Origin of the sequence: Streptomyces sp. HUAS MG91, from assembly GCF_040529335.1 — a bacterium.
Lineage (GTDB): Bacteria > Actinomycetota > Actinomycetes > Streptomycetales > Streptomycetaceae > Streptomyces > Streptomyces tabacisoli.
On record NZ_CP159534.1, the window covers coordinates 7,419,495 to 7,443,054 of the forward strand.

Annotated in this window: 25 protein-coding genes and 2 riboswitches; of the genes, 15 read left to right on the forward strand and 10 right to left on the reverse strand. The window is 72.0% G+C overall.

Features of this window, described 5'->3' with window-relative positions:
- The first annotated feature begins 61 nt into the window (after positions 1–61).
- Positions 62–198, forward strand: a riboswitch (cobalamin riboswitch).
- 39 nt (positions 199–237) lie between these two features.
- Positions 238–459: a CbtB-domain containing protein gene (locus tag ABII15_RS33495; RefSeq protein WP_351447021.1), complete on the forward strand. Its 222-nt coding sequence runs from the start codon at positions 238–240 to the stop codon at positions 457–459.
- A gap of 25 nt (positions 460–484) precedes the next feature.
- The gene (locus ABII15_RS33500; RefSeq protein ID WP_353946030.1) at positions 485–1,240 is read left to right on the forward strand and encodes a CbtA family protein; all 756 of its coding nucleotides are present in this window, start codon (positions 485–487) and stop codon (positions 1,238–1,240) included.
- Between the two features lie 92 nt (positions 1,241–1,332).
- Here ABII15_RS33500 and ABII15_RS33505 read toward each other — a convergent pair whose 3' ends face one another.
- Positions 1,333–1,914, reverse strand: coding sequence for a histidine phosphatase family protein (locus tag ABII15_RS33505; RefSeq protein WP_353946031.1), 582 nt, complete (start codon positions 1,912–1,914; stop codon positions 1,333–1,335).
- Positions 1,915–2,103: 189 nt separating this feature from the next.
- Here ABII15_RS33505 and cobF point away from each other — a divergent pair, with 189 nt between their 5' ends.
- A complete protein-coding gene (gene cobF, locus ABII15_RS33510; RefSeq protein ID WP_353946032.1) occupies positions 2,104–2,934 on the forward strand; it encodes a precorrin-6A synthase (deacetylating) in 831 nt (276 codons plus the stop codon).
- Positions 2,935–3,042: 108 nt separating this feature from the next.
- Here cobF and nrdR read toward each other — a convergent pair whose 3' ends face one another.
- The 4 genes from nrdR to ABII15_RS33530 all read right to left on the reverse strand — a co-directional run bounded on the left by nrdR (position 3,043) and on the right by ABII15_RS33530 (position 9,368).
- Complete coding sequence (nrdR, locus tag ABII15_RS33515) at positions 3,043–3,504, reverse strand: transcriptional regulator NrdR (RefSeq protein WP_111661253.1); 462 nt, start codon at positions 3,502–3,504, stop codon at positions 3,043–3,045.
- A 177-nt stretch (positions 3,505–3,681) separates the two neighbouring features.
- Positions 3,682–6,000 carry a 5-methyltetrahydropteroyltriglutamate--homocysteine S-methyltransferase gene (gene metE, locus ABII15_RS33520; protein WP_353946033.1) on the reverse strand — a complete coding sequence of 773 codons (2,319 nt, stop codon included), beginning with the start codon at positions 5,998–6,000 and terminating at the stop codon, positions 3,682–3,684.
- Between the two features lie 183 nt (positions 6,001–6,183).
- Positions 6,184–6,418, reverse strand: a riboswitch (cobalamin riboswitch).
- Between the two features lie 74 nt (positions 6,419–6,492).
- Entirely contained in the window at positions 6,493–7,953 is a 1,461-nt protein-coding gene (locus tag ABII15_RS33525; protein WP_353946034.1) for a TIGR00366 family protein, read from the reverse strand.
- Positions 7,950–9,368 carry an amidase family protein gene (locus ABII15_RS33530; RefSeq protein WP_353946035.1) on the reverse strand — a complete coding sequence of 473 codons (1,419 nt, stop codon included), beginning with the start codon at positions 9,366–9,368 and terminating at the stop codon, positions 7,950–7,952. The genes ABII15_RS33525 and ABII15_RS33530 overlap by 4 nt, the downstream gene beginning before the upstream one ends.
- A 106-nt stretch (positions 9,369–9,474) precedes the next feature.
- Between ABII15_RS33530 and ABII15_RS33535 the strand changes: the two genes are divergently transcribed.
- The 5 genes from ABII15_RS33535 to ABII15_RS33555 all read left to right on the forward strand — a co-directional run bounded on the left by ABII15_RS33535 (position 9,475) and on the right by ABII15_RS33555 (position 13,890).
- On the forward strand, positions 9,475–10,455 hold the full coding sequence (locus ABII15_RS33535) for an AsnC family transcriptional regulator (RefSeq protein ID WP_353946036.1): 981 nt from the start codon (positions 9,475–9,477) through the stop codon (positions 10,453–10,455).
- Positions 10,456–10,610: 155 nt separating this feature from the next.
- The gene (locus ABII15_RS33540) at positions 10,611–11,024 is read left to right on the forward strand and encodes an LAETG motif-containing sortase-dependent surface protein (RefSeq protein WP_353946037.1); all 414 of its coding nucleotides are present in this window, start codon (positions 10,611–10,613) and stop codon (positions 11,022–11,024) included.
- A gap of 20 nt (positions 11,025–11,044) precedes the next feature.
- On the forward strand, positions 11,045–11,734 hold the full coding sequence (locus ABII15_RS33545) for a SigE family RNA polymerase sigma factor (protein ID WP_353946038.1): 690 nt from the start codon (positions 11,045–11,047) through the stop codon (positions 11,732–11,734).
- A complete protein-coding gene (locus ABII15_RS33550) occupies positions 11,731–12,174 on the forward strand; it encodes a hypothetical protein (protein ID WP_353946039.1) in 444 nt (147 codons plus the stop codon). Before ABII15_RS33545 ends, ABII15_RS33550 begins: the two co-directional genes overlap by 4 nt.
- A 102-nt stretch (positions 12,175–12,276) precedes the next feature.
- Positions 12,277–13,890 carry a Na+/H+ antiporter gene (locus ABII15_RS33555; protein WP_353946040.1) on the forward strand — a complete coding sequence of 538 codons (1,614 nt, stop codon included), beginning with the start codon at positions 12,277–12,279 and terminating at the stop codon, positions 13,888–13,890.
- Positions 13,891–13,994: 104 nt separating this feature from the next.
- On the opposite strand, the gene ABII15_RS33560 is transcribed toward ABII15_RS33555, so the two are convergent.
- The gene (locus ABII15_RS33560; protein WP_353946041.1) at positions 13,995–15,539 is read right to left on the reverse strand and encodes an FMN-binding glutamate synthase family protein; all 1,545 of its coding nucleotides are present in this window, start codon (positions 15,537–15,539) and stop codon (positions 13,995–13,997) included.
- 150 nt (positions 15,540–15,689) lie between these two features.
- On the opposite strand from ABII15_RS33560, the gene ABII15_RS33565 reads away from it, so the two are divergent.
- Genes ABII15_RS33565 through ABII15_RS33575 form a run of 3 tightly spaced genes read left to right on the forward strand, consistent with a single transcriptional unit; the run spans position 15,690 to position 17,278 of the window.
- Complete coding sequence (locus ABII15_RS33565; RefSeq protein ID WP_353946042.1) at positions 15,690–15,980, forward strand: cupin domain-containing protein; 291 nt, start codon at positions 15,690–15,692, stop codon at positions 15,978–15,980.
- A gap of 54 nt (positions 15,981–16,034) precedes the next feature.
- Positions 16,035–16,658, forward strand: a complete 624-nt coding sequence (locus tag ABII15_RS33570) for a GNAT family N-acetyltransferase (RefSeq protein ID WP_353946043.1) — start codon at positions 16,035–16,037, stop codon at positions 16,656–16,658.
- Positions 16,659–16,666: 8 nt separating this feature from the next.
- A complete protein-coding gene (locus ABII15_RS33575) occupies positions 16,667–17,278 on the forward strand; it encodes a class I SAM-dependent methyltransferase (protein ID WP_353946044.1) in 612 nt (203 codons plus the stop codon).
- Between the two features lie 10 nt (positions 17,279–17,288).
- On the opposite strand, the gene ABII15_RS33580 is transcribed toward ABII15_RS33575, so the two are convergent.
- A complete protein-coding gene (locus ABII15_RS33580) occupies positions 17,289–17,669 on the reverse strand; it encodes a hypothetical protein (protein ID WP_353946045.1) in 381 nt (126 codons plus the stop codon).
- 70 nt (positions 17,670–17,739) lie between these two features.
- On the reverse strand, positions 17,740–18,198 hold the full coding sequence (locus tag ABII15_RS33585) for an ATP-binding protein (protein WP_353946046.1): 459 nt from the start codon (positions 18,196–18,198) through the stop codon (positions 17,740–17,742).
- Between the two features lie 316 nt (positions 18,199–18,514).
- Here ABII15_RS33585 and ABII15_RS33590 point away from each other — a divergent pair, with 316 nt between their 5' ends.
- The 3 genes from ABII15_RS33590 to ABII15_RS33600 all read left to right on the forward strand — a co-directional run bounded on the left by ABII15_RS33590 (position 18,515) and on the right by ABII15_RS33600 (position 20,527).
- Positions 18,515–19,381, forward strand: a complete 867-nt coding sequence (locus ABII15_RS33590) for a helix-turn-helix transcriptional regulator (protein ID WP_353946047.1) — start codon at positions 18,515–18,517, stop codon at positions 19,379–19,381.
- A 29-nt stretch (positions 19,382–19,410) separates the two neighbouring features.
- A complete protein-coding gene (locus ABII15_RS33595) occupies positions 19,411–19,629 on the forward strand; it encodes a DUF397 domain-containing protein (RefSeq protein WP_111661615.1) in 219 nt (72 codons plus the stop codon).
- A gap of 82 nt (positions 19,630–19,711) precedes the next feature.
- Entirely contained in the window at positions 19,712–20,527 is an 816-nt protein-coding gene (locus ABII15_RS33600) for an SAM-dependent methyltransferase (protein WP_353946048.1), read from the forward strand.
- A gap of 9 nt (positions 20,528–20,536) precedes the next feature.
- Here the strand turns inward: ABII15_RS33600 and ABII15_RS33605 are convergent, their stop codons facing one another.
- On the reverse strand, positions 20,537–21,013 hold the full coding sequence (locus ABII15_RS33605; RefSeq protein ID WP_353946049.1) for a carboxymuconolactone decarboxylase family protein: 477 nt from the start codon (positions 21,011–21,013) through the stop codon (positions 20,537–20,539).
- Positions 21,014–21,124: 111 nt separating this feature from the next.
- Here ABII15_RS33605 and ABII15_RS33610 point away from each other — a divergent pair, with 111 nt between their 5' ends.
- Positions 21,125–22,060 carry a pirin family protein gene (locus ABII15_RS33610; protein WP_353946050.1) on the forward strand — a complete coding sequence of 312 codons (936 nt, stop codon included), beginning with the start codon at positions 21,125–21,127 and terminating at the stop codon, positions 22,058–22,060.
- Between the two features lie 643 nt (positions 22,061–22,703).
- Here the strand turns inward: ABII15_RS33610 and ABII15_RS33615 are convergent.
- Positions 22,704–23,555 (reverse strand): aldo/keto reductase, encoded by an 852-nt coding sequence (locus tag ABII15_RS33615; RefSeq protein WP_353946051.1) that lies wholly within the window; start codon positions 23,553–23,555, stop codon positions 22,704–22,706.
- Positions 23,556–23,560 lie beyond the last annotated feature (5 nt).

Sequence of the window (23,560 nt, forward strand, 5' to 3'; positions counted from 1 at the left end):
ATTCGGTGCCCCGCGACGGGCGGGCCCCGCCCGTCGCGGGGCAGGCCTCCTTGGCCATGAACGCGACAGACGGTAATCTCGTGCCGTTAGCGACGACGGTCGACGGAAGCCGGTGAGAACCCGGCACGGTCGCGCCACTGTGATACGGACGCCTCGCGCGCCCGGTGAGTCAGACCCGTGACGGTCGTCCATGTGCACCACCGAGACGGGACGCGAACTCCCGAAGGAGGCCCTGCCATGGCGCAGCACGTCGCCCAGCCGACCGCCACCACCCCTGTCATACCGGCCAAGCTGCCGTTGAAGGCCATCGCCCCCTGGGCGGCGTTCTTCGGCATCCTGATGCTCGTCCTGCTGTACTTCGTCGGCGCCGAACAGGGTGCCACCTCGGTGTTCAGCGGAGCGGGCGTCCACGAGTGGGTGCACGACGCCCGCCACCTGCTCGGCTTCCCCTGCCACTGAGAAGGCGGAGGAACGTCGCGCTCCCATGAACTCCACCACCGTACGCAACCTGCTCGTGCGGGGGATGCTCGCCGGTCTCGCGGCCGGCGTGCTCGCCCTCGTCATCTCCTACTGGCTCGGTGAGCCGCTGGTCGACAAGGCCATCGGCTTCGAGGAGTCCCACGCCGGGCACTCGCACGGCGACGAGGTCGAACTCGTCTCCCGCGGCCTGCAGTCCACCGCCGGTCTCGCCACCGGTGTCCTCGTCTACGGCGTCGCCTTCGGCGGCATCGCCGCACTCGCCTACTGCTTCGCGCTCGGCCGCGTGGGCCGCTTCGGCCCCCGCGCGACCGCCCTGCTCCTGTCGGGTTGCGCGCTGCTGGCCGTCTACGTCGTACCGTTCCTGAAGTACCCGGCCAATCCGCCCGCCGTCGGCAACCCCGACACCATCGGCAAGCGGACCACCCTGTACTTCCTGATGATGGTGCTCAGCGTCCTGCTCGCGGTCGCGGCGACCATCCTCGGCAAGCGGCTCGCGCCACGCCTCGGCACCTGGTGGGCCACCGTCGTCGCCGTCCTCGCCTTCGCCGTGGTCATCGGCCTGGCCTTCCAGTTCCTGCCCGTGATCAACGAGGTGCCCGAGCACTTCCCGGCCGCCGTGCTCTGGCGCTTCCGGCTCTCGGCCCTCGCCATCCAGATCACGCTGTGGACCGGATTCGGGCTGCTCTTCGGCGAGTTGGCCGAGCGCCTGCTCAACCCCAGGCCCGCCGCGGCCCGCCAGGCGGTCCCGGCAGCGCACTGAACCGGCCGGTCGAGCAGTGGGACCGAGCCGGAACGAGAGGGCCCGCGGAACCGTCCGCGGGCCCTCTCGCGTTCACCGGTGCACCTGTGCCGTCACCGGGCCGGCGCCTCGGCGAGAGGCCGGCCGCAGCGCACGTTCCAGCGGCCGCCGCGGCCGCTCAGCTCGGTGACGGTCAGCGGTGCCACGTCGCAGCGCCAGTACGCCGACAGGGGCGCGCCCAGAGCGTGCACCACGGCGGCCCGCGCCAGCTCGGGCTCCACGACGCCGATGACGAGTCCGTCGCCGTCGAGCGCGTCCAGCCACCGCGACACCCGCCCGCACACGTCGGCCACCGACTCCCCGCCCCCGGCGCGGAACTCCGGATCCCCGAGCCACCGGCCCACGTCCTGCGGCGACTCCCCGCTCACCTCGGCCAGGGTCCGGCCGCGCCAGGCCCCCGTGTCCGGAGCGGCCAGCTCGTCCGGCGCGGCGACCGGGCCGAGCCCCAGCAGCCCGGCGGTCTCCCGGCAGCGCCGGCTCCCGGACACGACGGCCAGGTTGGGCGCCGGCAGCGCGGGGGCCGCGGCGACGGCGGCCGCCCGGCCGGCGGCGTCCAGCGCGGCCCCGTCGTCGAACCGGGCCTCGCGCAGCGAGGCGTTCAGGGCGGGAGAGACGAACCAGACGCGACGGCTCACGACACGTTCCTTCCGGGGGACGGGCTTCGGCGACGGGCGGGGCGTCGGTGATCGGTGGACCCGGGAATCGGCCGGGCGAATCTAGCATCCGGCCCGTTCCCCCCTGGGCGCCGAGGGGAGCCGCCGGGCGGAGCCCGAACAAGGGGCCCGCGGCGGGGACGCGTGCCGTGAACTGCGAGACTGTCCGTCATGGGCACGCAGAACACGCAGGGCACGGAGCAGCGCACGATCCTCGTCATCGGGATCGGCGCCGGTGACCCCGACCACCTCACCCTTCAGGCCGTGAAGGCCATCCGGCGGGCCGACGTCTTCTTCGTCGTCGGCAAGGGTGCCGACAAGTCCGCGCTCACGGATCTGCGCCACCAGATGCTGGAGGAGCACGCCGAGGCCCCGTACCGCGTGGTGGAGGTCGAGGACCCGAGCCGGAACCGCCGCCCCATGGACCGCTCCGCCTACACGTCCACCATCGAGGACTGGCGGGCCCGGCGCGGCGACCTCTTCGAGCGGCTGATGCTGGACGAGCTGGCGCCGGGCCAGACCGGCGCGTTCCTCGTGTGGGGCGACCCGTCGCTCTACGACAGCACCCTCGGCATCCTCGCCGACATCGAGACCCGCGGCCGGGTCTCCGCGGCCGTCGAGGTGGTCCCCGGCATCACCAGCGTGTCCACGCTCGCCGCGCGCCACCGCATCCCGCTCAACCAGGTGGGCCGCCCCGTGCACATCACCCCGGCGCGCCGCCTGCCCGAGGTCGGCCGACGCGACGACGGGGACATCGTCGTCATGCTCGACGGCGGCGAGTCGTTCACCCAGGTCGAGGGCGAGGGTCTGTGGATCTACTGGGGCGCCTACCTGGGAACCCCGGACGAGCTGCTGGTCGCCGGCCCGCTGGACGAGGTCCGCGACCGCATCCGGCAGGTGCGGTCCGAGGCGCGTGCGCGGCACGGCTGGATCATGGACACCTATCTGCTGCGGAACACGGACGGGCCGGCGCAGCCGTCCGCCCCCTCCGACCCCGCCTGACCGCCGGACGCGAGGCGCGGGCCCGGCCCTGTGACACGTACGAGGCCGGCGCCGGAAGATCTCCGACGCCGGCCCCGTGAAGTCCGCCCGGTCCGTGGGCCCTTGCGATCAGTCCACTGCCTGCCCGCACTTGGCCCGCAGTTCCGCGATGGCGTTCTCGAAGTCCGTGAGGGACTCGAAGGCGCGGTAGACGGAGGCGAAGCGCATGTAGGCCACCGGGTCCAGCTCGCTGAGCGGTTCCAGCACGGCCAGCCCCACGTCGTGCGTGCTCAGCTGGGCGCTGCCGGCGGCCCGCAGGTTCTCCTCCACCTGCTGGCCGAGCCGGTCGAGCATGTCCTCCGTGATGGGACGGCCCTGGCACGCCTTGCGGACACTGCTGACGATCTTCGTACGGCTGAACGGCTCGGTCACCCCGCTGCGCTTGACCACGAGGAGCGAGTACGTCTCCAGCGTGGTGAAACGGCGCTGGCAGTGGGCGCACTGGCGGCGTCGGCGGATCGATGTGCCGTCATCGGTCGACCGGCTGTCGATGACGCGGCTGTCGGGGAGCCTGCAGAAGGGGCAGTACACCGTTCGTGTCCTTTCGGATTGCCTCGGACGGTTGGGTGTTCGTCCGGCGTCCGGCCGACCGTGGAGCGACGCCCATCGTAACGTAACTGACCTGCGGCTTTTCCTGAACTCAACCAAGTCCGCCCGCAGTCAGGGCGCGACTTCCGGGTTCTGCCGGATCCCCGACACCGTGCCGGATCAGGCCGGACCGAGCTCCCCGCGCACGGTCCGCGCGGCTGCGACCAGGTTCTCCAGCGAGGAGCGGGTCTCGGGCCGGCCGCGGGTCTTCAGGCCGCAGTCCGGGTTGACCCACAGCCGCTCGGCGGGAATCGCCTCGAGTCCCGTACGCAGCAGCCCGGCCATCTCGTCCGCGCTCGGCACGCGCGGGGAGTGGATGTCGTAGACACCGGGACCGGCCTCGCGCGGGTAGCCGTGCGCGGCGAGTTCGCGGGCGACCTGCATGTGCGAGCGCGCCGCCTCCAGGCTGATCACGTCGGCGTCGAGATCGTCGATCGCCTGCACGATGTCCCCGAACTCGGCGTAGCACATGTGCGTGTGGATCTGGGTGCCCGGGCGCACCCCGGCGGTGGCGAGCCGGAACGCCTCCGTCGCCCAGTCCAGGTAGGCGGCACGGTCGGCGGCGCGCAGCGGCAGGGTCTCGCGCAGCGCGGGCTCGTCGACCTGGATGACCGAGGTGCCGTTCGCCTCCAGGTCGTCGACCTCGTCGCGCAGGGCGAGGGCGACCTGGCGCGCGGTGTCGCCGAGCGGCTGGTCGTCGCGGACGAAGGACCAGGCGAGCATCGTCACGGGACCGGTGAGCATGCCCTTGACCGGGCGGTCGGACAGCGACTGGGCGTACGACGTCCAGCGCACCGTCATCGGCCCGGGACGGGAGACGTCCCCGGCCAGGACCGGCGGCCGGACGTAGCGGGTGCCGTAGGACTGCACCCAGCCGTGCCGCGTGGCGAGGTAGCCGGTGAGCTGCTCGGCGAAGTACTGGACCATGTCGTTGCGTTCGGGCTCGCCGTGCACCAGGACGTCGATCCCGGCCTTCTCCTGGAAGGAGACGACGTCCCGGATCTCGGTCCTGATGCGCTCCTCGTAGCCCGCGGTGTCGATCCGCCCCGCCCTCAAGTCGGCACGGGCCGTGCGCAGTTCGGTGGTCTGCGGGAACGAGCCGATCGTGGTCGTCGGCAGCAGCGGCAGGCCCAGATGGGCACGCTGGGCGGCGGCCCGCGCCGGGTACGGCTGGGAGCGCCGCCCGTCCGCGTCCGTCACGGCTTCGCAGCGAGCGCCTACCGCGGGGTCGCGGGTGAGGGGGGAGGTGGCGCGGGAGGCGAGGTCGGCCTTGTTGGCGGAGAGTTCCGCGGTGATCGTGTGGGTGCCCCGGGCCAGGCCCTTGGCGAGCGTCACGATCTCGGCGGTCTTCTGCCTGGCGAAGGCGAGCCAGCGCAGGATCTGCGGTTCGATGTCACGCTCCGCGGACGTGTCCAGCGGGACGTGCAGGAGCGAGCAGGAGGCGGCGACGTCGACCCGGTCGGCGAGGCCCAGGAGGGTGCCGAGCGTGGCGAGGGACCTCTCCAGGTCGTTGATCCAGATGTTGCGGCCGTCGACGACACCGGCGACCAGGCGCTTGCCGGGCAGGCCGCCGACCGCGGCGAGCGCCTCCAGGTTGGCGGCCGCGCCGCCGGTGAAGTCCAGGGTGAGACCGTCGACCGGGGTCCTCGCCAGGACCGGAAGGGCGTCGCCGAGCCGGTCGAAGTAGGAGGCGACCAGCAGCTGGGGCCGGTCCGTGAGGGCACCGAGGGTCCGGTAGGCGCGCTCGGCGGCGCCGAGGTCGGCCGGAGTGCGGTCCTGGACCAGGGCCGGCTCGTCCAGCTGCACCCACTCGGCTCCGGCGGCGCGCAGGTCGGCGAGGACTTCCGCGTACACCGGGAGCAGCCGGTCGAGGAGGGTGAGCGGGTCGAAGCCGGTGTCGACGCCGGGCGCGGGCTTGGCGAGGAGGAGATAGGTGACCGGGCCGACGAGGACCGGGCGGGGGGACAGCCCCAGGGCGAGGGCTTCCGTCAGCTCCGCGACCTGCCGGGCGGAGTCGGCGGAGAAGACCGTGTCCGGCCCCAACTCGGGCACCAGATAGTGGTAGTTGGTGTCGAACCACTTGGTCATCTCCAGCGGCGCCACGTCCTGCGTGCCGCGCGCCATGGCGAACAGGCCGTCCAGCGCGTCGGCGTCCACGGCGGCGCGGTGGCGCTCGGGGATCGCGCCGACCATGACGGTGGTGTCGAGGACGTGGTCGTAGAGGGAGAAGTCGCCGGTGGGGACTTCGGTGATCCCGGCGGCGGCGAGCGCCCGCCAGTTCTCCCGGCGCAGTCCGGCGGCGGTGGCCCGGAGGACGTCGGCGGTGACCCGGCCCTTCCAGTAGCCCTCGATCGCCTTCTTGAGCTCGCGGTCCCGTCCCTGACGGGGGTAGCCGTACACGGTGGCCCGTGCTGCCGCGGCTGCGGTCCTGGTGGTCACGGAGTTCTCCTTCGAGAGACGTATCCCTGGAATCCCGAGAACCCGAACGCGCGAAGGAGCGACGGCGGAGCGACTCCCGCGCCGCGATGGCACGGCCGTCCGCCGGATGTGTACTGCCCCGGTCACCGACCGGGGATGCCCCTGACCCGCCCTCGAGGTCACCGGAATCTCCGCGCACGCGTCGTACGCGCGCGGGCAGTCGGCAGGTCTTCGGACTCGCGGGCGCCTCCCGTGCGTGTCGCCACGTACGGAACTCCTACTGGCCGTCGCTTCCCAGGTCCCGTTCTCCGGAGCCCAGTGCGTATGACGGCGGTCGTTCCCACTCACCGCTGCGGGGCAGTCCCGGATTCCCACCGGGTTCCCTCTTACGACGCATCCCGCCTGGCGGACGGGGCGAACCAGCTGCGGGGCACACTCTACGGGCTGCCGGTGCGCACCACGACGCCGATTCCCGATGCGGGGCGCCCCGGACCCGGTGCCGGGGCGCCGGCGCTACGGCTGGACGGGTGGCTGGTAGCCGAGTGTGGTGCCCAGCAGCCACATCAGGCCGAGAACCACCGGGAGTTGGATGACCAGCTGGACCGCGGTGAACCCCACCACGTGTCGTGCGCGCAGCCCGAGGATGCCCAGGACCGGGAGCATCCAGAAGGGATTGACCAGATTGGGCAGGGCCTCGGCGGCGTTGTAGATCTGCACCGTCCAGCCCAGGTGGTAGTGGAGGTCGTTCGCGGCGTCCATCACGTACGGCGCCTCGATGATCCACTTTCCGCCGCCGGAGGGCACGAACACCCCGAGCACGGCCGAGTAGATCCCGACCACGAGCCCGAACGTGGAGCTGGACGCGATGCCGACGAACCCCTCCGAGATGTAGTGCGCCAGCGTGAACCCCTCGCCGTTCGCCGCCTTCGTCATGATGCCCGCGATCCCGGCGTAGAACGGGAACTGGATCAGGATGCCGCCGCAGGCGGGCACCGCCTTGGCGACCGCGCGCAGGAAGCCGCGGGGACGCCAGTGCAGCAGCAGACCCAGCGTCAGGAACAGCAGGTTGTACGTGTTCAGGCTGGAGATGACCTGGATCGGATCGTGCGCGGCCAGCTCGCGCGTCAGCCAGCCGAGGACCAGCGCGCCGATGAACAACGGCAGCACCGGGCTGTACTCCAGCCATTCGCCCGGCCGCGTCCGGGGCGGCAGCGGTTCGGGCCGGTCGTCGAGATCCACCCCCAGATCGGGGGCGGTGACCGCGTGCCGCGCGCGCGGCGCCGACAGATAGGCGATGCCCACGCCCATCACGAACACCACCAGCGCCACGACCAGCGACTGCCACAGGAAGATCGTCTCCCGGAACGGGATCACGCCGGTCACGCTCAGCAGCTTCGGCGGCAGGCTCGCGGGATTGGCCTGCAACTGCGCCGCCGAGGAGCTGAGACCCAGCGCCCACAGGCCGCCGATGCCCATGAACGCCGCCGCGGCCGCCGCCCGGTAGTCCAGGGCCAGCTCCCGCCGCCTCGCCATCGCCTTGGCCAGCAGCGCGGCGAAGACCATGCCGAATCCCCAGTTCACCAGGGACGCCGACAGGCCCATGGCGGCGATGAACGCCACCCCGCCCCGGCCGGTGCGCGGGATCGCCGCGAGCCGCTCGATCAGCCGGTCGGCGGGCGGCGACGACGCGAGCACGAAACCCGTGACGACCACGAGGGACATCTGCATCGTGAACGGGATCAGGTCCCAGAAGCCCGTCGAGAAGGTGTCGGCGACCTCCGTCGGCGCGGCCCCGAAGGCCAGCGCGGCGACGGCCACGACGACGACGGCGGCCAGCGCGAAGACGAACGCGTCGGGGAACCACTTCTCGACGAACCCGGCGAACCGCAGCGCCCACCGCGCCAGCAGCCCGTCCCGCCCGCCGTCCTCCGGCCCCGCGGCGGGCCGGGCGCCGACGCGTGGCGCGGTGCTCACGCCGGTGCCCCGGGCTCGCGTGGCGTGACCGGCAGCAGCCCGGCCACACCGAACGACTGCTCCAGGCGCGCCGCGTAGGACAGCAGCCGTGCCTCGTCGCCCGGCCGCCCGATCAGCTGGAGCCCGACGGGCAGCCCCGAGGCCGAGAACCCGCACGGCAACGCCACCACCGGACAGCCCGTCAGGCTGACGAAGAAGGTGATCGCGATCCAGTCGATGTAGGTCTCGGTCGCCACCCCGTCCAGCGTCCGGGGCGAGGTCCACTCGACCGGGAACGGCTCCAGGGGCGCGGACGGACACACGAGCAGATCGTGGTCCCCGAAGAAGTCGAGGACCCGGTGGAAGAGTTCACCGCGGGTCCGTTCGGCCTGCTGCAGCCGGGCGACCGACTGGTTCAGGCCGCTCTCGATGTTCCAGACGATGTCCGGCTTGATCCGGTCCCGGTGCGCCGCGAGCAGTCCGCCGTGCAGGGCGGCGACCAGATGCCCGCGCAGCGCCTGGAAGGCGTCGTAGGCGCCGCTGAAGTCGGGGCACTCCTCGACCACGTCCGCGCCCAGCGCCTCGATGTGCTTCAGCGCGCCCGCACACACCCGCCTGACCTCCCGCTCGACCGGCAGCACCCCGAGGTCGGGGCTGTAGCCGACCCGGCGCGGCGCGTCGAAGGTGTCGAGACGGTCGAGGAACGACGCGGGACACTCGGGGCGGGTGAGCGGGTCGTGCGGGTCGGACCCGACCATCGCGTCCAGCATCAGCGCGAGATCGGGGACGTTGCGGGCCATCGGCCCCTCCACCCACAGCGTGTCGAACGGTGTGGCGGGCCGCCGCCGGGGGATGCGGCCCGGCGTGGGGCGCAGGCCCACCGTGCCGTTGAAGCCCGACGGGGTGCGCAGGCTGCCGCCGAGGTCGTTGCCGGTGGCCAGCCAGGCGCTGCCCGAGGCCAGCGCCGCGGCCGAGCCGCCGGACGACCCGCCGACGGAGCGGCCCAGGTTCCACGGATTGCGGCTCGCGCCGAAGAGCGTGTTGTAGGTGTGCCCGCCGGCGAACTCCGGCACGTTCGACTTCGCGTACGGCACCGCCCCGTTGGACTCCAGGACCCTGACCATCGCGTCGGACTCGGCCGCGACCTCGTCGGTGAGCGGCGAACCGTGCGTGGTGCGCTGCCCCGCGACGTCGTTGTAGTCCTTCACCGCCACCGGCAGACCGGCCAGCATCCCGCGCTCCGCCGGAGCCCGCCGCTCCAGCTCCCGCGCGGCGCCGAGCGCGGCGTCGAAGAACCGGATGGGCAGCGCGTTGACCCGCTCGTCGGCCACCTCGGTGTGCGCCCGCAGTTCCTCCAGGACCGCGACCGGCGAGACGTCACCGGATCGCAGCAGACGGACCACTTCGCGGGCCGTCATCGTGATGAGACTCGACATGTTCACCTCGTCGGTTCGGCTGTCTTCGGCCTATGACGGTGCCGTCCAGGGGGAATTCGGGCAACGGACTCTTGTCACATGGAGGATGTGGCCATAATTTTGGCCGATGCCCGTATCCGAGGTCCTGAACGAGATCGACCGGCAGGTGCTCGCCGCGCTGATGGTCGACGGCCGGGCCGGCTGGCGGACCGTCGCCGCCGCGCTGGGGAAGCCGGAGCGGACCGTCGCCCGGCGCGGCGCCCGGCTCCTGGACAGCGGCATGGTCGAGGTCAGAGCGCTCACCGACCCGCATCGCAGCGAGGACGCCGACCCGTTCATCGTGCACGGCCAGTGCCGCCCCGGCGCCGTGTGGACCACCGCGGCCGAACTCGCCCGCCGCCAGGACTGCGTGACCTGCTACGCGCTCTCCGGCCCGCAGCACTTCTACGCCGACATCTGGTGCCCCGGACGCCGCCAGGCCCAGCTGTTCCTGCACGAACTCGGCGCCACCGGCGGCCTCGCGCACCTCTCCGTCTCACCCGTCCTGGAGTACATCCGGACCCTGCACGACTGGGAGCCCGGCATCCTCACCGCCGACCAGGCGCGAGCCGTCCGCACCACCGAGCCGGGACCCTGGCCCCGGTTCACCGAGCGGGTCGCCCTGGACCGGACCGACCGCGCCGTCGTCCGGGCGGTCACCGAGAACGGGCGCGCCACCTGCGAGGAGATCGCCCGGCAGGCCGGGATCTCGGAACAGACCGCGGCCCGCCGGCTCGACCGGCTCCGCGACAGCGGACTCCTCGTGTTCCGGGCCGTGTTCGACCCCGCCCTCATCGGACTGCCCACCGCCGCGCTGCTGTGGATCCGCCCCAGGCCGGACCGCGTGGAGAGCGTCGCCGCGGCGCTGCGCGCGGAGCCGGCCGTGCGCTACGCGGCGCTCACCCTGGGCGCGCACCAGATCGTCGCCGACGTCCGCCTCCCGTCGAAGGACGCCCTGCGCCGGCTCCTGCTCGGCGCACCGTGGCTGGCGGAGACCGACGCCGTCGAGAGCTCGCTCATCCTCGACGTCCTGAAACAGAGCCAGGTCCTCAACGGCGCCCTGCGCTGACCCGACGGACACCGCCCGCGCGGAGGCGGATCCTCGTGTTCGTGGACCTCGGCGAAAAATCTCGTGCGACAGCGGCAACCCGGCGCGGGGTCGTGCGTCGTGAGGGGGTGAAGGGCGCCGACCGGTGTCCTCGCCCCGACCGTGGAGAAACGACCGTGAACCACCTCGTCCCCGTCCGCAGCGCCGTCCTCGCCACCGGCCTGCTGGCCGCCCTGGCCACGATCCCCGTCGCCCACGCCACCCCCGCGCACTCGTCGGCGACCCCGGTGCCCGCGGCGTCCGCCACCAGCGCGCCGACCCCGGCCACCAGCACCCCGCCGACGGCCGAGCCGTCCGCCGCGCCGACCCTGCCGGGCGGCGGGAAGGATGCCACCGCGTCCGCGGTGCCGAGCGCCGCCGAGGGCACCGAGGCCCCCTCGGCCGTTCCTTCGGCCGCCCCTGCCGAGGACGAGCTGGCCCATACTGGTGCGTCGAACACCAGCACCACCGTGATGGGCGCCGGAGCCGTCGTCCTCGTCGCCGGTGGGGCGGGAGCCCTCATCGCCGTACGCCGCCGCTCGCACCGCTGACCCCGCCCCCGAGGAACCCCGTGCACAGCCCCGCAGTCACCCGACTCGCCCCGCGACCCCGGCCGTTCACGCCCGCGTACGGCCGGATCCGCCCCGGATGGCGGGCGTCGCTGCGCGGGCTGCTGCGCCGCGACCGGTCCACGCTCGAAGCGGCGCCCGGCCCGGACACACCGCGGTACACCTCCGCGTACGACACCGCGTACCCGTTCCAGCGGCCCGGCCGGCCGCCCACGATCAGCGAGCTCTACCACGCGCACCGGCTGCGCATGGTCCGGCTCGCGGTGCTGCTCGTGGACGACCTGTCCACCGCCGAGGACGTCGTCCAGGACGCGTTCACCGCCCTCTACCGGCGCCACGGCGAGCAGATCACCGAGGTCGACAACGCCCTCGGCTATCTGCGGACCTCGGTCGTCAACACCGCCCGGTCCGTACTGCGCCGACGCCGCACCGCCCGCGCCTGGACGCCGCCGCCGGCCGGTGAGGCTCCGTCCGCCGAGGACTCCGTCGTCCTCGACGAGGCACACCGCGAAGTGCTCGCCGCACTCGCCCGACTCACCCCGCGCCGCCGCGAGGTCCTCGTCCTGCGCTACTGGGCCGACCTCAGCGAGGCCGAGATAGCCGCCACCCTCGGCATCAGCAAAGGCGCGGTGAAATCGAACGCCAGCCGCGCGCTGGACGCGCTCGAAAGGATCCTGGAGGGCCGGATATGACGCCCCGAACCCCGCGGGCCGCACCGGCCGACCGCCCGGAGCACCCGACGGAGCGACGGCTGCACGCGGCGCTCGCCGCCCGCGCCGACAGCATCACCGTCCGCACGCTGCGCCCGGCCGAACCGCCCGGACCGCACCTGCGCCGACTGCCCCTGCTCCACCACGGGCGGCGCCGGTACGCGCTGGCCCTCGCCGGTCTCGCCACCGCCGCGGCGCTCGTCGTCGGCCTTCTCACCCGGGACACCGAACCGCACCGCACGCCCGTGCCGCCCGCCGCGCCCTCGGCACCGGCCGACCCCGACCGGGGCTCCACGCCCCCGTCGCCGGCCCCGTCCGACTCGCGGACACCGGGCACCGCGGTGCCGTCCCCGTCCGGCCCGGCGTACCCGACCAGGCCCGGCGGCACCGGTCCGACGGCGACCCCGAGCACCCCCGGCTGAGCCGGGACCGGCCGACACCCGCACACCGAGGCGTGCTTCCGTCCAGGCACACGGCACAGTTGGGGCACCACAGTGTCAGCACAGTGTCTGAGGGAGGAACGCGTGCTCGGTCTGGAGCTTGTCGTGCTGTTGGGGATCGCCGTGCTCGCCGGCTCCGCGCTCGGCGACCGGCTGCGCATCGCCCCGCAGGTGGTGCTCATGGCCATGGGCGTGCTGATCGGCCTGATCCCCGCGCTGCGGAAGGTCGAACTGCCCTCCGAGGTGGTGCTGCTGCTGTTCCTGCCCGTGCTGCTGGCCTGGGAGAGCCTCAACACCTCCCTGCGCGAGATCCGCCGCCATCTCACCGACGTCGCGCTGGCCGCCACCGTGCTGGTCATCGCCTCGGCCGCGTCGGTGGCCTGCGTCGCGCACGCGCTCGGGATCGCCTGGGGACCGGCCTGGGTGCTCGGCGCCGCCGTCGCGCCGACCGACGCGACGGCCGTCAACGTCGTGGCCCGGCTCCTGCCGCGCAGGGACATCACCCTGCTGCGCGCCGAGAGCCTGCTCAACGACGGTACGGCGCTGGTCGTCTACGGCATCGCCGTCGGCGTGACCGTCGGCACGGAGGACGTCACCGCCCCGCACGTCGGCTGGCTGTTCGTCCTCGGCTACGGCGGCGGCGCGCTGATCGGGTTCGTCGCCGGTACGGTCGTGCAGTGGTTCCGCGCCCGGATGGCGCAGGCGGACGCGCTGCGCGGCCAGGTGCTGTTGCTGCTCGCCCCGTTCTCCGGATATCTCGTCGCGGAGCGGATCGACGCGTCGGGCGTGGTCGCCGTCGTGGTGTGCGGGCTGATGCTGAGTCAGAGCGGGCCGCGCACCGTACGGGCCGAGGTCCGCGTCCAGGCGCAGAACTTCTGGCTGGTCGCCACCTACCTGCTCAACGGCTCCCTCTTCGTCCTCATCGGCGTCGAACTCGACTTCTCGATCCGCACGATGGGCAACGACGAGATGCCCCGCGCGATCGGCACCGGCTTCGCCGTGGCCGGCACGCTCGTCGCGGTGCGCTTCGCCTACTACTTCGGCGTCGCCGCCTTCTTCAGGATCGCCCGCAGAGGCTCCGCCCGCGCCTCCGGCACGACGTACTCCGGCCGGCGCCTGACCGTGAGCGCCCTGTCCGGGTTCCGCGGGGCGATCTCGCTCGCCGCGGTCCTCGGTGTCCCTTCCCACCTCGACAGCGGCGAGGCCTTCCCGTCGCGTCAGCTCATCGTCTTCGTCACCGGTGTGGTGATCGTCGTGACGATGGCGCAGGCCCTGATCCTGCCGGGGGTGGTGCGCTGGGCGCGGATCCCGCGCGACGGTTCCGTGGCCCGGGAGGAGTGGCTCGCCGAGTCGGCGGCGCTGGAGTCCGCGCTGGCCGCCCTGCCCGACCTGGCCGGCCGCCTGGAGACGGCGCCCGCCATCCGCGAGGCGATCGAACGCTCCCACCGGCTCCAGGCGGACGCGGTCGCCCAGCGCTGCGCCACGATCCCGGACGACCCAGAGGAGAGCGCCCTCCACCCGCGGCGCCTGACCGACGACCACACGGCCCTCAGCCTCGCCCTCCTCGCCGAGCGCCGGGCCGTGATCGTCCGGCTGCGGGACACGGGCGACATCGACGACACGGTCCTGCGCCGCCTCCAGGGCCGCCTGGACACCGAGGAACTGCATCTGCTGGGGCATGTCCCGGTGGGGGAGTGAGGGCCCACCGGAACAGCCGTCGGGGCAGGCCCCGCACGCCCGCCGGCCCGACGCCGTCGTCCACGGTCCGCCCGCCCCTGCCCGTCACCTGGTGAGGGGCCGCCTCAGCCGGCCGTGTCGGGGAGCGCGGCCGGCTCGGCGGTGAGCAGCGCGGTGATCTCCTGGGCGAGGTGCGGGGAGAGTTCGCCCCAGCCGTCCTTGTAGCCGTAGACGCTCGCGAGCGTACGGGCCTCGTAGTCGCCGTTCATGATGTCGATGTCGGCGGGCGTGATGAGCGACGGGTGGGCGACACCGACCGCGCCCGACACCTTCAGCAACTCCCGGCGCAGCGTGCGCAGATACATGGCGGCCCGGTTGGCCTTCGACGGCGCGTCGACCCCGCGCACCAGCCACGGGGACTGGGTGGCGATGCCGGTGGGGCACTTGTCGGTGTGGCACTTCTGCGCCTGGATGCAGCCGATGGACAGCATCGCCTCACGGGCCACGTTGATCATGTCGACGCCGAGCGCGAAGGCGACGGCGGCGTTCTCGGGCAGCCCCAGCTTCCCCGAGCCGATGAAGGTGAGTTCATCGGTCAGCCCCCGCTCGGCGAACGTGCTGTAGACCCGCGAGAAGCCCATCCGGAACGGCAGCGACACCGAGTCGCTGAAGATCAGGGGAGCGGCGCCGGTGCCGCCCTCGCCGCCGTCGACGGTCACGAAGTCGACCCCGCGGTCGCCCCGCGCCATCAGCGTGGCCAGCTCCTCCCAGAAGCTCATCTCGCCGACCGCGCTCTTGATCCCGACCGGCAGGCCGGTCTCGGCGGCGAGCAGCTCCACGAAGTCGAGCATCGAGTCGACGTCGTGGAACGCGGTGTGCCGCGAGGGCGACGCGCAGTCCTTGCCCGCGGGGATGCCGCGGATCTCGGCGATCTCGTCGGTCACCTTCGGCCCCGGCAGCATCCCGCCGAGCCCCGGCTTGGCGCCCTGCGAGAGCTTGATCTCGATCGCCTTGACAGGAGCGCCGGCGACCACGGCCTTGAGCTTGTCGAGGCTGAAGTTGCCGTCCTCGTCGCGGCAGCCGAAGTACGACGTGCCGATCTGCAGGATCAGATCGCCGCCGTTGCGGTGGTACGGCGACAGGCCGCCCTCGCCCGTGTTGTGCATCGTGCCGGCCAGCGCCGCGCCCTTGTTGAGCGCCGTGACGGCCGCGCCGGACAGCGAACCGAAGCTCATCGCCGAGATGTTGACGATGCTCGCCGGGCGGAACGCCTTGGCACGCCCGCGCGGCCCGCCCAGCACCTTCGCGGAGGGCAGCGGCGCCTGCGGGTCGTGCAGATCGGGCAGCGGTCCGGCGAACGTGCGCTGCTTCACGTACGCGTGGCCCTGCACGTGCTCGACGTCGTTGTCGGTGCCGAACCCGAAGTAGTTGTTCTCCTCCTTCGCCGACGCGTAGATCCAGCTGCGCTGGTCGCGGCTGAACGGCCGCTCCTCGTCGTTGGAGGTCACGACGTACTGCCGCAGCTCCGGTCCGATGGTCTCCAGCAGATACCGGGCGTGGCCGACCACGGGGAAGTTTCTCAGCAGTGCGTGCTTCTTCTGCACGAGGTCGCGGGCGGCCACCACGGCCAGCACGGTCGCGGCGGCCGCGCCTATGTTCCGAGCACGCATGAAACGTTCCTCTCCTCGACTGCTCGACGATCGGCGCCGGAGACGCCCGAGCAGGCCCGATCGTAGAGGCACCGTACGAAGACGGGCAGGCCAGGGGCTAGCCTGCCGTCCCGGGTGCCCTCATGCCCGGCCTGAGCAAGGAGAACCACCATGACCACCACCGCCCGCGCGACCGTGCAGCACGAGGACGACCGCGTTCGCGTCACCCGCTGGGACTTCGAGGACGGCCAGAGCACCGGCCGGCACGTCCACGCGTACGACTACGTCGTCGTGCCCGTCACCGACGGCCGGACCGAGGTGATCGGCGCCGACGGCACGGTCATCCCGTCCCCGATGAAGGCCGGTGAGTCCTACGCCCGCACGGCCGGGACCGAGCACGAGGTCGTCAATGTCGGCGGCGCCCCGCACTCCTTCGTCGAGATCGAGCTGAAGAAGCCGTAGAAGACAACGAAATCCGTCGCAAAAAGTGCGGGCTAGGACGGATATCGTGGGCGAATGACTCGCGTTCCTCCGTCCGTCGCCGCCCGCACCGCCACCCCGGCGGACGCCGACGCCATCGTCTCCACCTTGACCAGCGCCTTCTTCCACGACCCGCTGTGGGGCCCGGTCTTCCCCGACGAGCGGCGGCGCGCCGAGCAGGCCGCGGTCATGTGGCGCCACTACGTCACCTCCGCGCTGCGCTACCCCTGGACCCTGGTGACACCGGGCGCGGAGGCCGCGGCCCTCTGGATCCCGCCGGGCGGCACCGAGCTCACCCCCGAAGAACAGGCCGCCCTGCCGGACCTGCTGATCCGCGCCGCCGGCGAGGACGCCGCCCGGAACATCCTGGCGATCTACGAGCGGCTGGACGCCGCCCACCCCGACGAGCCCTGCTACTTCCTCACACTGCTCGGGGTCCACGACGACCACCGCGGCAAGGGTCTGGGCATGGGCCTGCTCGCCGAGAGCCTGGCCCGCATCGACGCGCTCGGCGCGCCCGCCTATCTCGAATCGTCCAACCCCGTGAACATCGACCGCTACCGCGGCGCCGGCTTCGTCCCGCGCGACACGATCACCATGGCCGACGGCCACGTCGTCACCACCATGTGGCGACCGGCCCGCCCGGCCGGCGACCTATAGTCGATCTCATGAGTCGTTGGCAGGAACTGACCGGTGGGACCTCCGGCAGCGAGTACGCCGCACGCTTCGAGGCGCTGGCCCGCAGCGGCAAGGACTTGCACGGCGAGGCCTCGTTCTGCGCGGCCCTGGTGCCCGCCGGGTCCCGCGTGCTGGACGCCGGCTGCGGCACCGGGCGGGTCATGATCCGACTCGCCGAACTCGGCTACGACTGCGTGGGCATCGACCTCGACGCGTCGATGCTGGACGTGGCGCGGGCACAGGCCCCCGGACTGCCCTGGTTCCGGACCGACCTCGCCGCGTTCGACCCGGCCCTGCTCGGTGTCGCCGCGGACTTCGACCTCGTGGTCGCCGCCGGCAACGTCATGCCGCTGCTCACCCCCGGCACGGAGTCCGCGGTGGTCGAACGCCTCGCCGCCGCCCTGCGCCCGGGCGGCCTCCTCGTCGCGGGCTTCGGCCTCGACGCGGCCCATCTGCCCGTGCCGCCCGGCCTCACGCTGCCGGAGTACGACGCCAGCTGCGCCGCCGCCGGCCTCGACCTCGTCGACCGCTTCGCCACCTGGGACGCGGCCCCCTACGACGGCGGTGGCTACGCCGTCAGCGTCCACCGCGCCACGAGCTGAACGGACCGGCTCAGCAGGCCTCGTCGCTCCTGGCCGACAGCGGCGCCCAGGTGTACCGCAGCCGCACCCCGTGATCCTGGAGCCAGGTGGTCTCGCGGTGCCGCAGCTCGTGCGCCGACTCCGGAGCGATGGCGCAGGGCCAGCGCACCAGCACCTCGGTGACGTGGCCCGTCTGCACCAGCTGCCGCACCCGGCGCCACCCGGTCCGCCGGACCGGATCCGGCTCCCCGTACGTATCGGTGACGACCTCGGCGATCGTCAGCCCGCGCTCCTGGGCGAACGCCTGGCCTTCGGTGCGCGCGCACTGCGCGGCCGCTCCCGGCCCGGCGGGGGACCGGTCCGCGCACACGTACAGGACTACGGGCGAAACGGGTTCGGCGTGGGTGGGCATGGGTGCCTCCTGGGCGTGGCCGGGCCGTGCGGTGCCGGACGGAACACATGACGTGGGGTCATGGGCGCGGTCAGGGGCAGGACGTCAACTCCGCCCAGACGACCTTGCCTTCGGCCCGTGTCGAGCGCGCGGAGCCCCAGCGGTCCGCGATCTGCTGCACGAGGAACAGGCCCCGTCCGCTCTCCTCGCCCGGGTCCGCGTGCCGCCCCGGCGCGGCGACCGGGACCCGGCCGCCGTCGTGCAGCTCGATCCGCAGCAGCCGCTCGTCGCCCGTCAGGGTGAGGCCGCAGACGACGTGTCCACTGTCGGTGTGCAGCACCGCGTTCGTCGTCAGCTCGGAGACGAGCAGCACCGCGTCGCAACAGGTGTCCCCCGGCACCTTCCACGCGCGCAGCCGGTCGCGCACGGTGTCCCGGGCGGATCTCGCGCTGGTGCGCAGCGCGGGCAGGCCGAACCAGTACTCCCGGCGCGGCGCGGTCGTCTCTAAGGCGGAGGACGGGGCCGGTGCGCCGGGCGGGAGCAGAGTCACGAAGATCGCCTTCCAGGGCCTGCCGAGGGGCGGCCGCGGTGTGGGGGTACGGGCAGCAGCTGGAGCGGTGAGAGGCGGACGACGGGACGGACGCCCTGCGACAAGGTGCCGGTGAAGGCACCGGCAGCACGCGCCCCGTGCGGGCCGAGTGCTCCTCAAGAGCTGCGACGTGACCGCTCACGCGTCAACTATGCGCGTGATCGTACTCGGGCTGCAACCGACTCCCTGATAATTTCAGCGCGGCGGTATCGATCTGGCGTCATCATCAAGTCACTGTCAGAATGGTGATGTTGATGTCACCTCAGGAAGGTTGGGCGTGAGCGAAGCCCGTTCCGGCACCAGTGCGCCGACGGTCCTGCGCATGATCCTCGGCCGTCGGCTGCGGGACATGCGAGTGGGCGCGGGCGCCTCGCTGGAGGACGCGGCACGAGCCCTGCGCGTGAAGACCCTGACGATCCGTCGGCTGGAGAAGGCCGAGGTCGCCCTGAAGCCTCTCTACGTGGAGAAGCTGCTGGAGACCTTCGGCGCCGACCGCCAGGAGATAGAGGAGTTCGTCGGCCTGGCCGAGCGGGCCAATGAGCCCGGCTGGTGGCACTCCTACCGCGACGTCGTCCCCAGCTGGTTCACCGCCTACGTGAGCCTGGAGACGGACGCCAAGACGCTGCGCACTTACGAACCCCAGTACGTGACGGGCCTGTTGCAGACCCCGGAGTACGCGCACGCGGTGCTGCGCGGCGGCCTGCCGAACGGCAGCGACGAGGAGCTGGCGCGCCGCGTGGAGCTGCGCCTGCGCCGCCAGGGCCTGCTGGACCGGGAGGACGCCCCCACGCTGTGGGTGGTCATGGAGGAGGCCGTCCTGCACCGGATGGTCGGCAGCCCCGACGTGATGCGGGAGCAGATCGAGCGACTGCTCGACATGTCCGAACTCCCGCACGTCAGCATCGACATCGTGCCGTTCGCCGCGGGTGCCCACATAGGGGCGTGCGCGCCGTTCACGTACTTCCGGTTCGAGGAGCCCGAACTGCCCGACATCGTCTACAGCGAACTGCTCTCCGCCGCCGTCTATCTGGACCAGCGCGAGGACGTCGTGGCCCATCTGGAGGCCCATTCCCGGATGGCGTTGATGACCTCGTCCGACGACAGCAGAGCGCTTCTGAACCACATGCGCAAGGAGTACTCGTGACGGTCACCGGCGACGACGTGTACAACGGGATGCCGGCCGGCGATCTCGGCGAGCAGGGGTGGGAGCGCCCCTGGAGCGGGCCGAACGGCGGGCAGTGCGTCGAGACGAAGAAGCTCGCCGACGGCCGTGTGGCCGTACGGCAGTCGACGGACCCGGCCGGGCCGGCGCTGATCTACGCACCGGAGGAGATCGCCGCGTTCGTCCGCGGGGTCAAAGAGGGCCTGGCCGATCACTTGGCCGCCGGATGATCCGGCTGTGGGCACCAGGGATGCCGGCACCGGTCCCGATCCGGGCCTGCGGGCCGACAGACACACGCACGAAAGGGCGAACATGACCACCAGGCAGGTCGGCCGCGACCTCGACACGAGCAGGCCGCACTCGGCCCGGATGTACGACTACTTCCTCGGCGGCAAGGACCACTTCGAGATCGACAAGGAAGCGGCCCTGGTCGCGGCCGAGGCCCACCCGGGGATCTATCTGACCGCCCGCGAGAACCGGGCGTTCATGCACCGGGCCACCCGGGTCCTCGCCCAGGAGCACGGCATCCGCCAGTGGCTCGACATCGGTACGGGCATTCCGACCGAGCCCAATCTGCACCAGGTCGCCCAGTCCGTCGCGCGCGACGCCCGTGTCGTGTACGCCGACAACGACCCGCTGGTCCTGAAGTACGCCGAGCGCCTGATGCGCAGCACCGTCCAGGGCCGCACGGCCTACGTCGAGGCCGACGCCACCGACGCCGACGCGCTGATGAGCGCCGTGGAGGATGCGGGGGTCCTGGACTTCAGCCAGCCCATCGCGCTCTCCCTGAACGCGCTGATGCACTTCATCACCGCGCCGAGCGACCCGTACGCGATCATCCGCCGCCTGCTCGAACCGCTCCCGGTGGGCAGCGCCCTGGCCATGAACCACTGCACCCCCGACTTCGACCCCGTCACCTGGAACAAGGTCGCGGAGGTCTACACGAAGTCCGGCTCTCCGGTGGACTTCCGCTCGCACGCCGACGTCCTGCGCTTCTTCGACGGACTCGACCTGATCGAGCCCGGCCTCGTGTGCTGCCACCGCTGGCGGCCCGACGCCCCGGCCGACGGGACCGAGCCCACGGACGCCCAGATCAGCCTGCTGGCGGGAGTCGGCATCAAGCGCTGACCCGCCGCCCTAGTCCGCCCGGACCGGGTGCTTGCTGAGGACGGACACCCGGTTGAAGGCGTTGATGGTGATCGCCACCCAGATCACCGCGGAGATCTCGTCGTCGGCGAGGTGCCGACGGGCGTCGTCGTACGCGGCCGACTGGAGGGCGGCGTCCGCGGGGTGGGTCGTCGCCTCGGCGAGTGCCAGCGCGGCGCGCTCGCGGTCCGTGAAGACCTCGGTGTCGCGCCAGGCCGCCAGCACTCCGAGCCGCTGCGTCGTCTCGCCCGCGCGCAGCGCCGCCCGCGTGTGCACGTTCAGGCAGTAGGCGCAGCCGTTGAGCTGGGAGACCCGCAGGTTGACGAGTTCCACGAGCCTGCGGTCGAGGCCTGCCTCGGCGGCCGTGGCCCGCACCGCCTCCGCGGTCTCGACGAGCGAGTGGTACGCCTTGGGGCTCTGCTTGTCGACGAAGACCCGCCCGTCCCGGGGCGCTGTGTCGGCGCTCAACTCTGACTCCTTCGGGGGCTGTCGCGGGGCGTGGTCGGCGCCGCGCGGGTGAGGACGTATGATCACCACCCATATAGTTGAATCTTAACCTATGTGGGGTGGGTGGCTGCCATGAGCAGCAGTGTCGAGGTTCTGACCGCACGGGACGTACCGCTCGGCGGGCCGCGTTCCATGACCGTGCGCCGTACGCTGCCGCAGCGGGCGCGGACGCTCATCGGCGCCTGGTGCTTCGTCGACCACTACGGCCCGGACGATGTGAGCGTCACCGGGGGCATGGATGTCGCGCCCCACCCGCACACCGGTCTACAGACGGTGAGTTGGCTGTTCAGCGGTGAGATCGAGCACCGCGACAGCCTCGGCAGCCACGCCATGGTCCGGCCCGGCGAGCTGAATCTGATGACCGGCGGTCACGGGATCAGCCACACGGAGGTCTCCACTCCGTCGACGACGGTGCTGCACGGCGTCCAGCTGTGGGTGGCCCTGCCGGAGTCGGACCGGCACGCCGACCGGGACTTCCAGCACTACGCGCCCGACCCGGTCACGGTCGACGGAGCGCGCATCAGGGTGTTCCTGGGCGAACTGGCCGGCTCCGTCTCGCCGGTGCGCACCTTCACCCCGCTGCTCGGCGCCGAACTCGTCCTCGCGCCCCTCGCGCACGTCACCCTCACCGTCGACCCCCCCTTCGAGCACGGCCTCCTGGTCGACCGCGGCGCGGTACGGCTGGCCGGATCGCCGCTCGCGCAGGCCGAGCTGGGATACGCGCCGCCCGGGCACGACACCCTCACCCTCACCAACGACACGGACATGCCCGCCCGGGTGATCCTGCTGGGCGGTCCGCCGTTCGGCGAGGAGATCATCATGTGGTGGAACTTCATCGGGCGGACGCACGAGGACATCGCGCAGGCACGTGCGGACTGGATGACCGGCATCGAGGCCGACGCCGGTACCGGAACCCGTTTCGGCGAGGTGCGGGGCTACGACGGGGACCCGCTGCCGGCCCCGGAACTTCCCTCGGTGCCCCTTAAGCCGCGGGGGCGGGTGCGCTGATCTGCGAGGACGCCCGACTCGCCTGAAACGCGCTCTGAGTTGATGCCTGTTCGCGTTCGCCAAGGGTCACCAACGCTACGCGGGGATCCTCTGTATGGGCGCCGGGGCGGAGGTTGGGAGTGCAGAGTGTGACCTTGTGCGGGCAGGTTCAGTAAACACAATGCCTGACCCAATGCTGACTTCTCTGATGGAGTGTCAGCTCGGCCCTGTGCGCATGCGGTCCAGAGCCCCGTTGCGGTATCGCCAGCTGAGCCCGCAACTCCCATGCTGGCTCGTGCCTTGGCTGAGGGAGGCGGGGCACGTGGGCTCCGGAGTTTGAGGGCAGGCCCGCTCGCAAGCGGGCCGGTTGGAGACGCTCAACAACCGGAGCGGGCTCTTACCTGTCCCCGGCGGTGCGGGCGCAGGCAGGTCACTTGGGGCTTCGCGCTGAATGAGCTCATCCGCGACATGTGCATAGCGTCCCAGTAAGTTCTTCGTCTGCTGGTGATACAGCAATTGCACCCAAGTTGACCAGTGGAAACAGCAGTTGGTGCGGCTCGCTGGAGGGGTCTGGTCCAGAAATGGCCCGGATCTTGGTCTGTCTCAGCTCGCGCAAGGTGTTGCTGCTGGGCGGGGCCTCCTCGGACCCTTGGAGCTGGGTGGGTCAGGCGTCCAGGCGGCGACGGGCGAGCCAGGTGACGATCTCGGGGTCGTGGTGGTCGAAGAACAGGGAGCTGCCGGTGTCGAGTGTGGCGATCCGGGCTATCTGCCCGTCGGTGAGGTCGAAGTCGAGCACGTTGAAGTTCTCCGCCATGCGCTCGGCACGTACGGACTTGGGGATGGCGATGACGCCGCGCTGGGTCAGCCAGCGCAGTACAACCTGCGCAACCGACTTGCCGTACTCCTTGCCGATTCCGGCGAGCAGGGGGTTGGTGAACAGGTCGTTCTTGCCTTCGGCGAAGCCGCCCCAGGACTGAATCTGTACGCCGTGCTCGCGCATCAGGGTCTGGTAGTCGGCGCGCTGGAAGAAGGGATGCGTCTCGATCTGGTTGACGGCTGGGGTGATCTCGTTTTTGACGATGAGGTCGATCAGGCGGTCGGGGTAGAAGTTGGCGACACCGATCGCCTTCGCGAGGCCCTCGCGGTTGATGTCCTCCATGGCCCGCCACTGACCGTAGACGTCGCCGAAGGGCTGGTGCATCAGGTACAGGTCGAGGTGGTCCAGGCCCAGCTTGGTCAGCGATGTCTCGAGCGCGCGGCGGGTGTTGTCCTGGGCGGGGGCGTCCTGGACCCACAGCTTGGTGGTAACGAACAGGTCCTCGCGCGCGATGCCGCTGGACTTGATGGCACGGCCGACGGCCTCTTCGTTGCCGTAGGCCGCCGCGGTGTCCAGAAGGCGGTAGCCGGCGGCCAGCGCGTCGGAGACGGCGCGCTCGGTGTCCTCGGCGGGGATCTGGTAGACGCCGAAGCCGAGCAGCGGCATCTCGACGCCGTTGTTCAAGGTCACGTACTGCATGAGGG

Coding starts and splice junctions, on each gene's coding strand:
- ABII15_RS33550 (WP_353946039.1), top strand. CDS start 11,731: ATGACGCCCCGAACCCCGCGGGCCGCACCGGCCGACCGCCCGGAGCAC.
- ABII15_RS33530 (WP_353946035.1), bottom strand. CDS start 9,368: ATGTCGAGTCTCATCACGATGACGGCCCGCGAAGTGGTCCGTCTGCTG.
- ABII15_RS33535 (WP_353946036.1), top strand. CDS start 9,475: ATGCCCGTATCCGAGGTCCTGAACGAGATCGACCGGCAGGTGCTCGCC.
- ABII15_RS33615 (WP_353946051.1), bottom strand. CDS start 23,555: ATGCAGTACGTGACCTTGAACAACGGCGTCGAGATGCCGCTGCTCGGC.
- ABII15_RS33500 (WP_353946030.1), top strand. CDS start 485: ATGAACTCCACCACCGTACGCAACCTGCTCGTGCGGGGGATGCTCGCC.
- ABII15_RS33575 (WP_353946044.1), top strand. CDS start 16,667: ATGAGTCGTTGGCAGGAACTGACCGGTGGGACCTCCGGCAGCGAGTAC.
- ABII15_RS33580 (WP_353946045.1), bottom strand. CDS start 17,669: ATGCCCACCCACGCCGAACCCGTTTCGCCCGTAGTCCTGTACGTGTGC.
- ABII15_RS33595 (WP_111661615.1), top strand. CDS start 19,411: ATGCCGGCCGGCGATCTCGGCGAGCAGGGGTGGGAGCGCCCCTGGAGC.
- ABII15_RS33600 (WP_353946048.1), top strand. CDS start 19,712: ATGACCACCAGGCAGGTCGGCCGCGACCTCGACACGAGCAGGCCGCAC.
- cobF (WP_353946032.1), top strand. CDS start 2,104: ATGGGCACGCAGAACACGCAGGGCACGGAGCAGCGCACGATCCTCGTC.
- ABII15_RS33560 (WP_353946041.1), bottom strand. CDS start 15,539: ATGCGTGCTCGGAACATAGGCGCGGCCGCCGCGACCGTGCTGGCCGTG.
- ABII15_RS33565 (WP_353946042.1), top strand. CDS start 15,690: ATGACCACCACCGCCCGCGCGACCGTGCAGCACGAGGACGACCGCGTT.
- ABII15_RS33570 (WP_353946043.1), top strand. CDS start 16,035: ATGACTCGCGTTCCTCCGTCCGTCGCCGCCCGCACCGCCACCCCGGCG.
- ABII15_RS33610 (WP_353946050.1), top strand. CDS start 21,125: ATGAGCAGCAGTGTCGAGGTTCTGACCGCACGGGACGTACCGCTCGGC.
- ABII15_RS33495 (WP_351447021.1), top strand. CDS start 238: ATGGCGCAGCACGTCGCCCAGCCGACCGCCACCACCCCTGTCATACCG.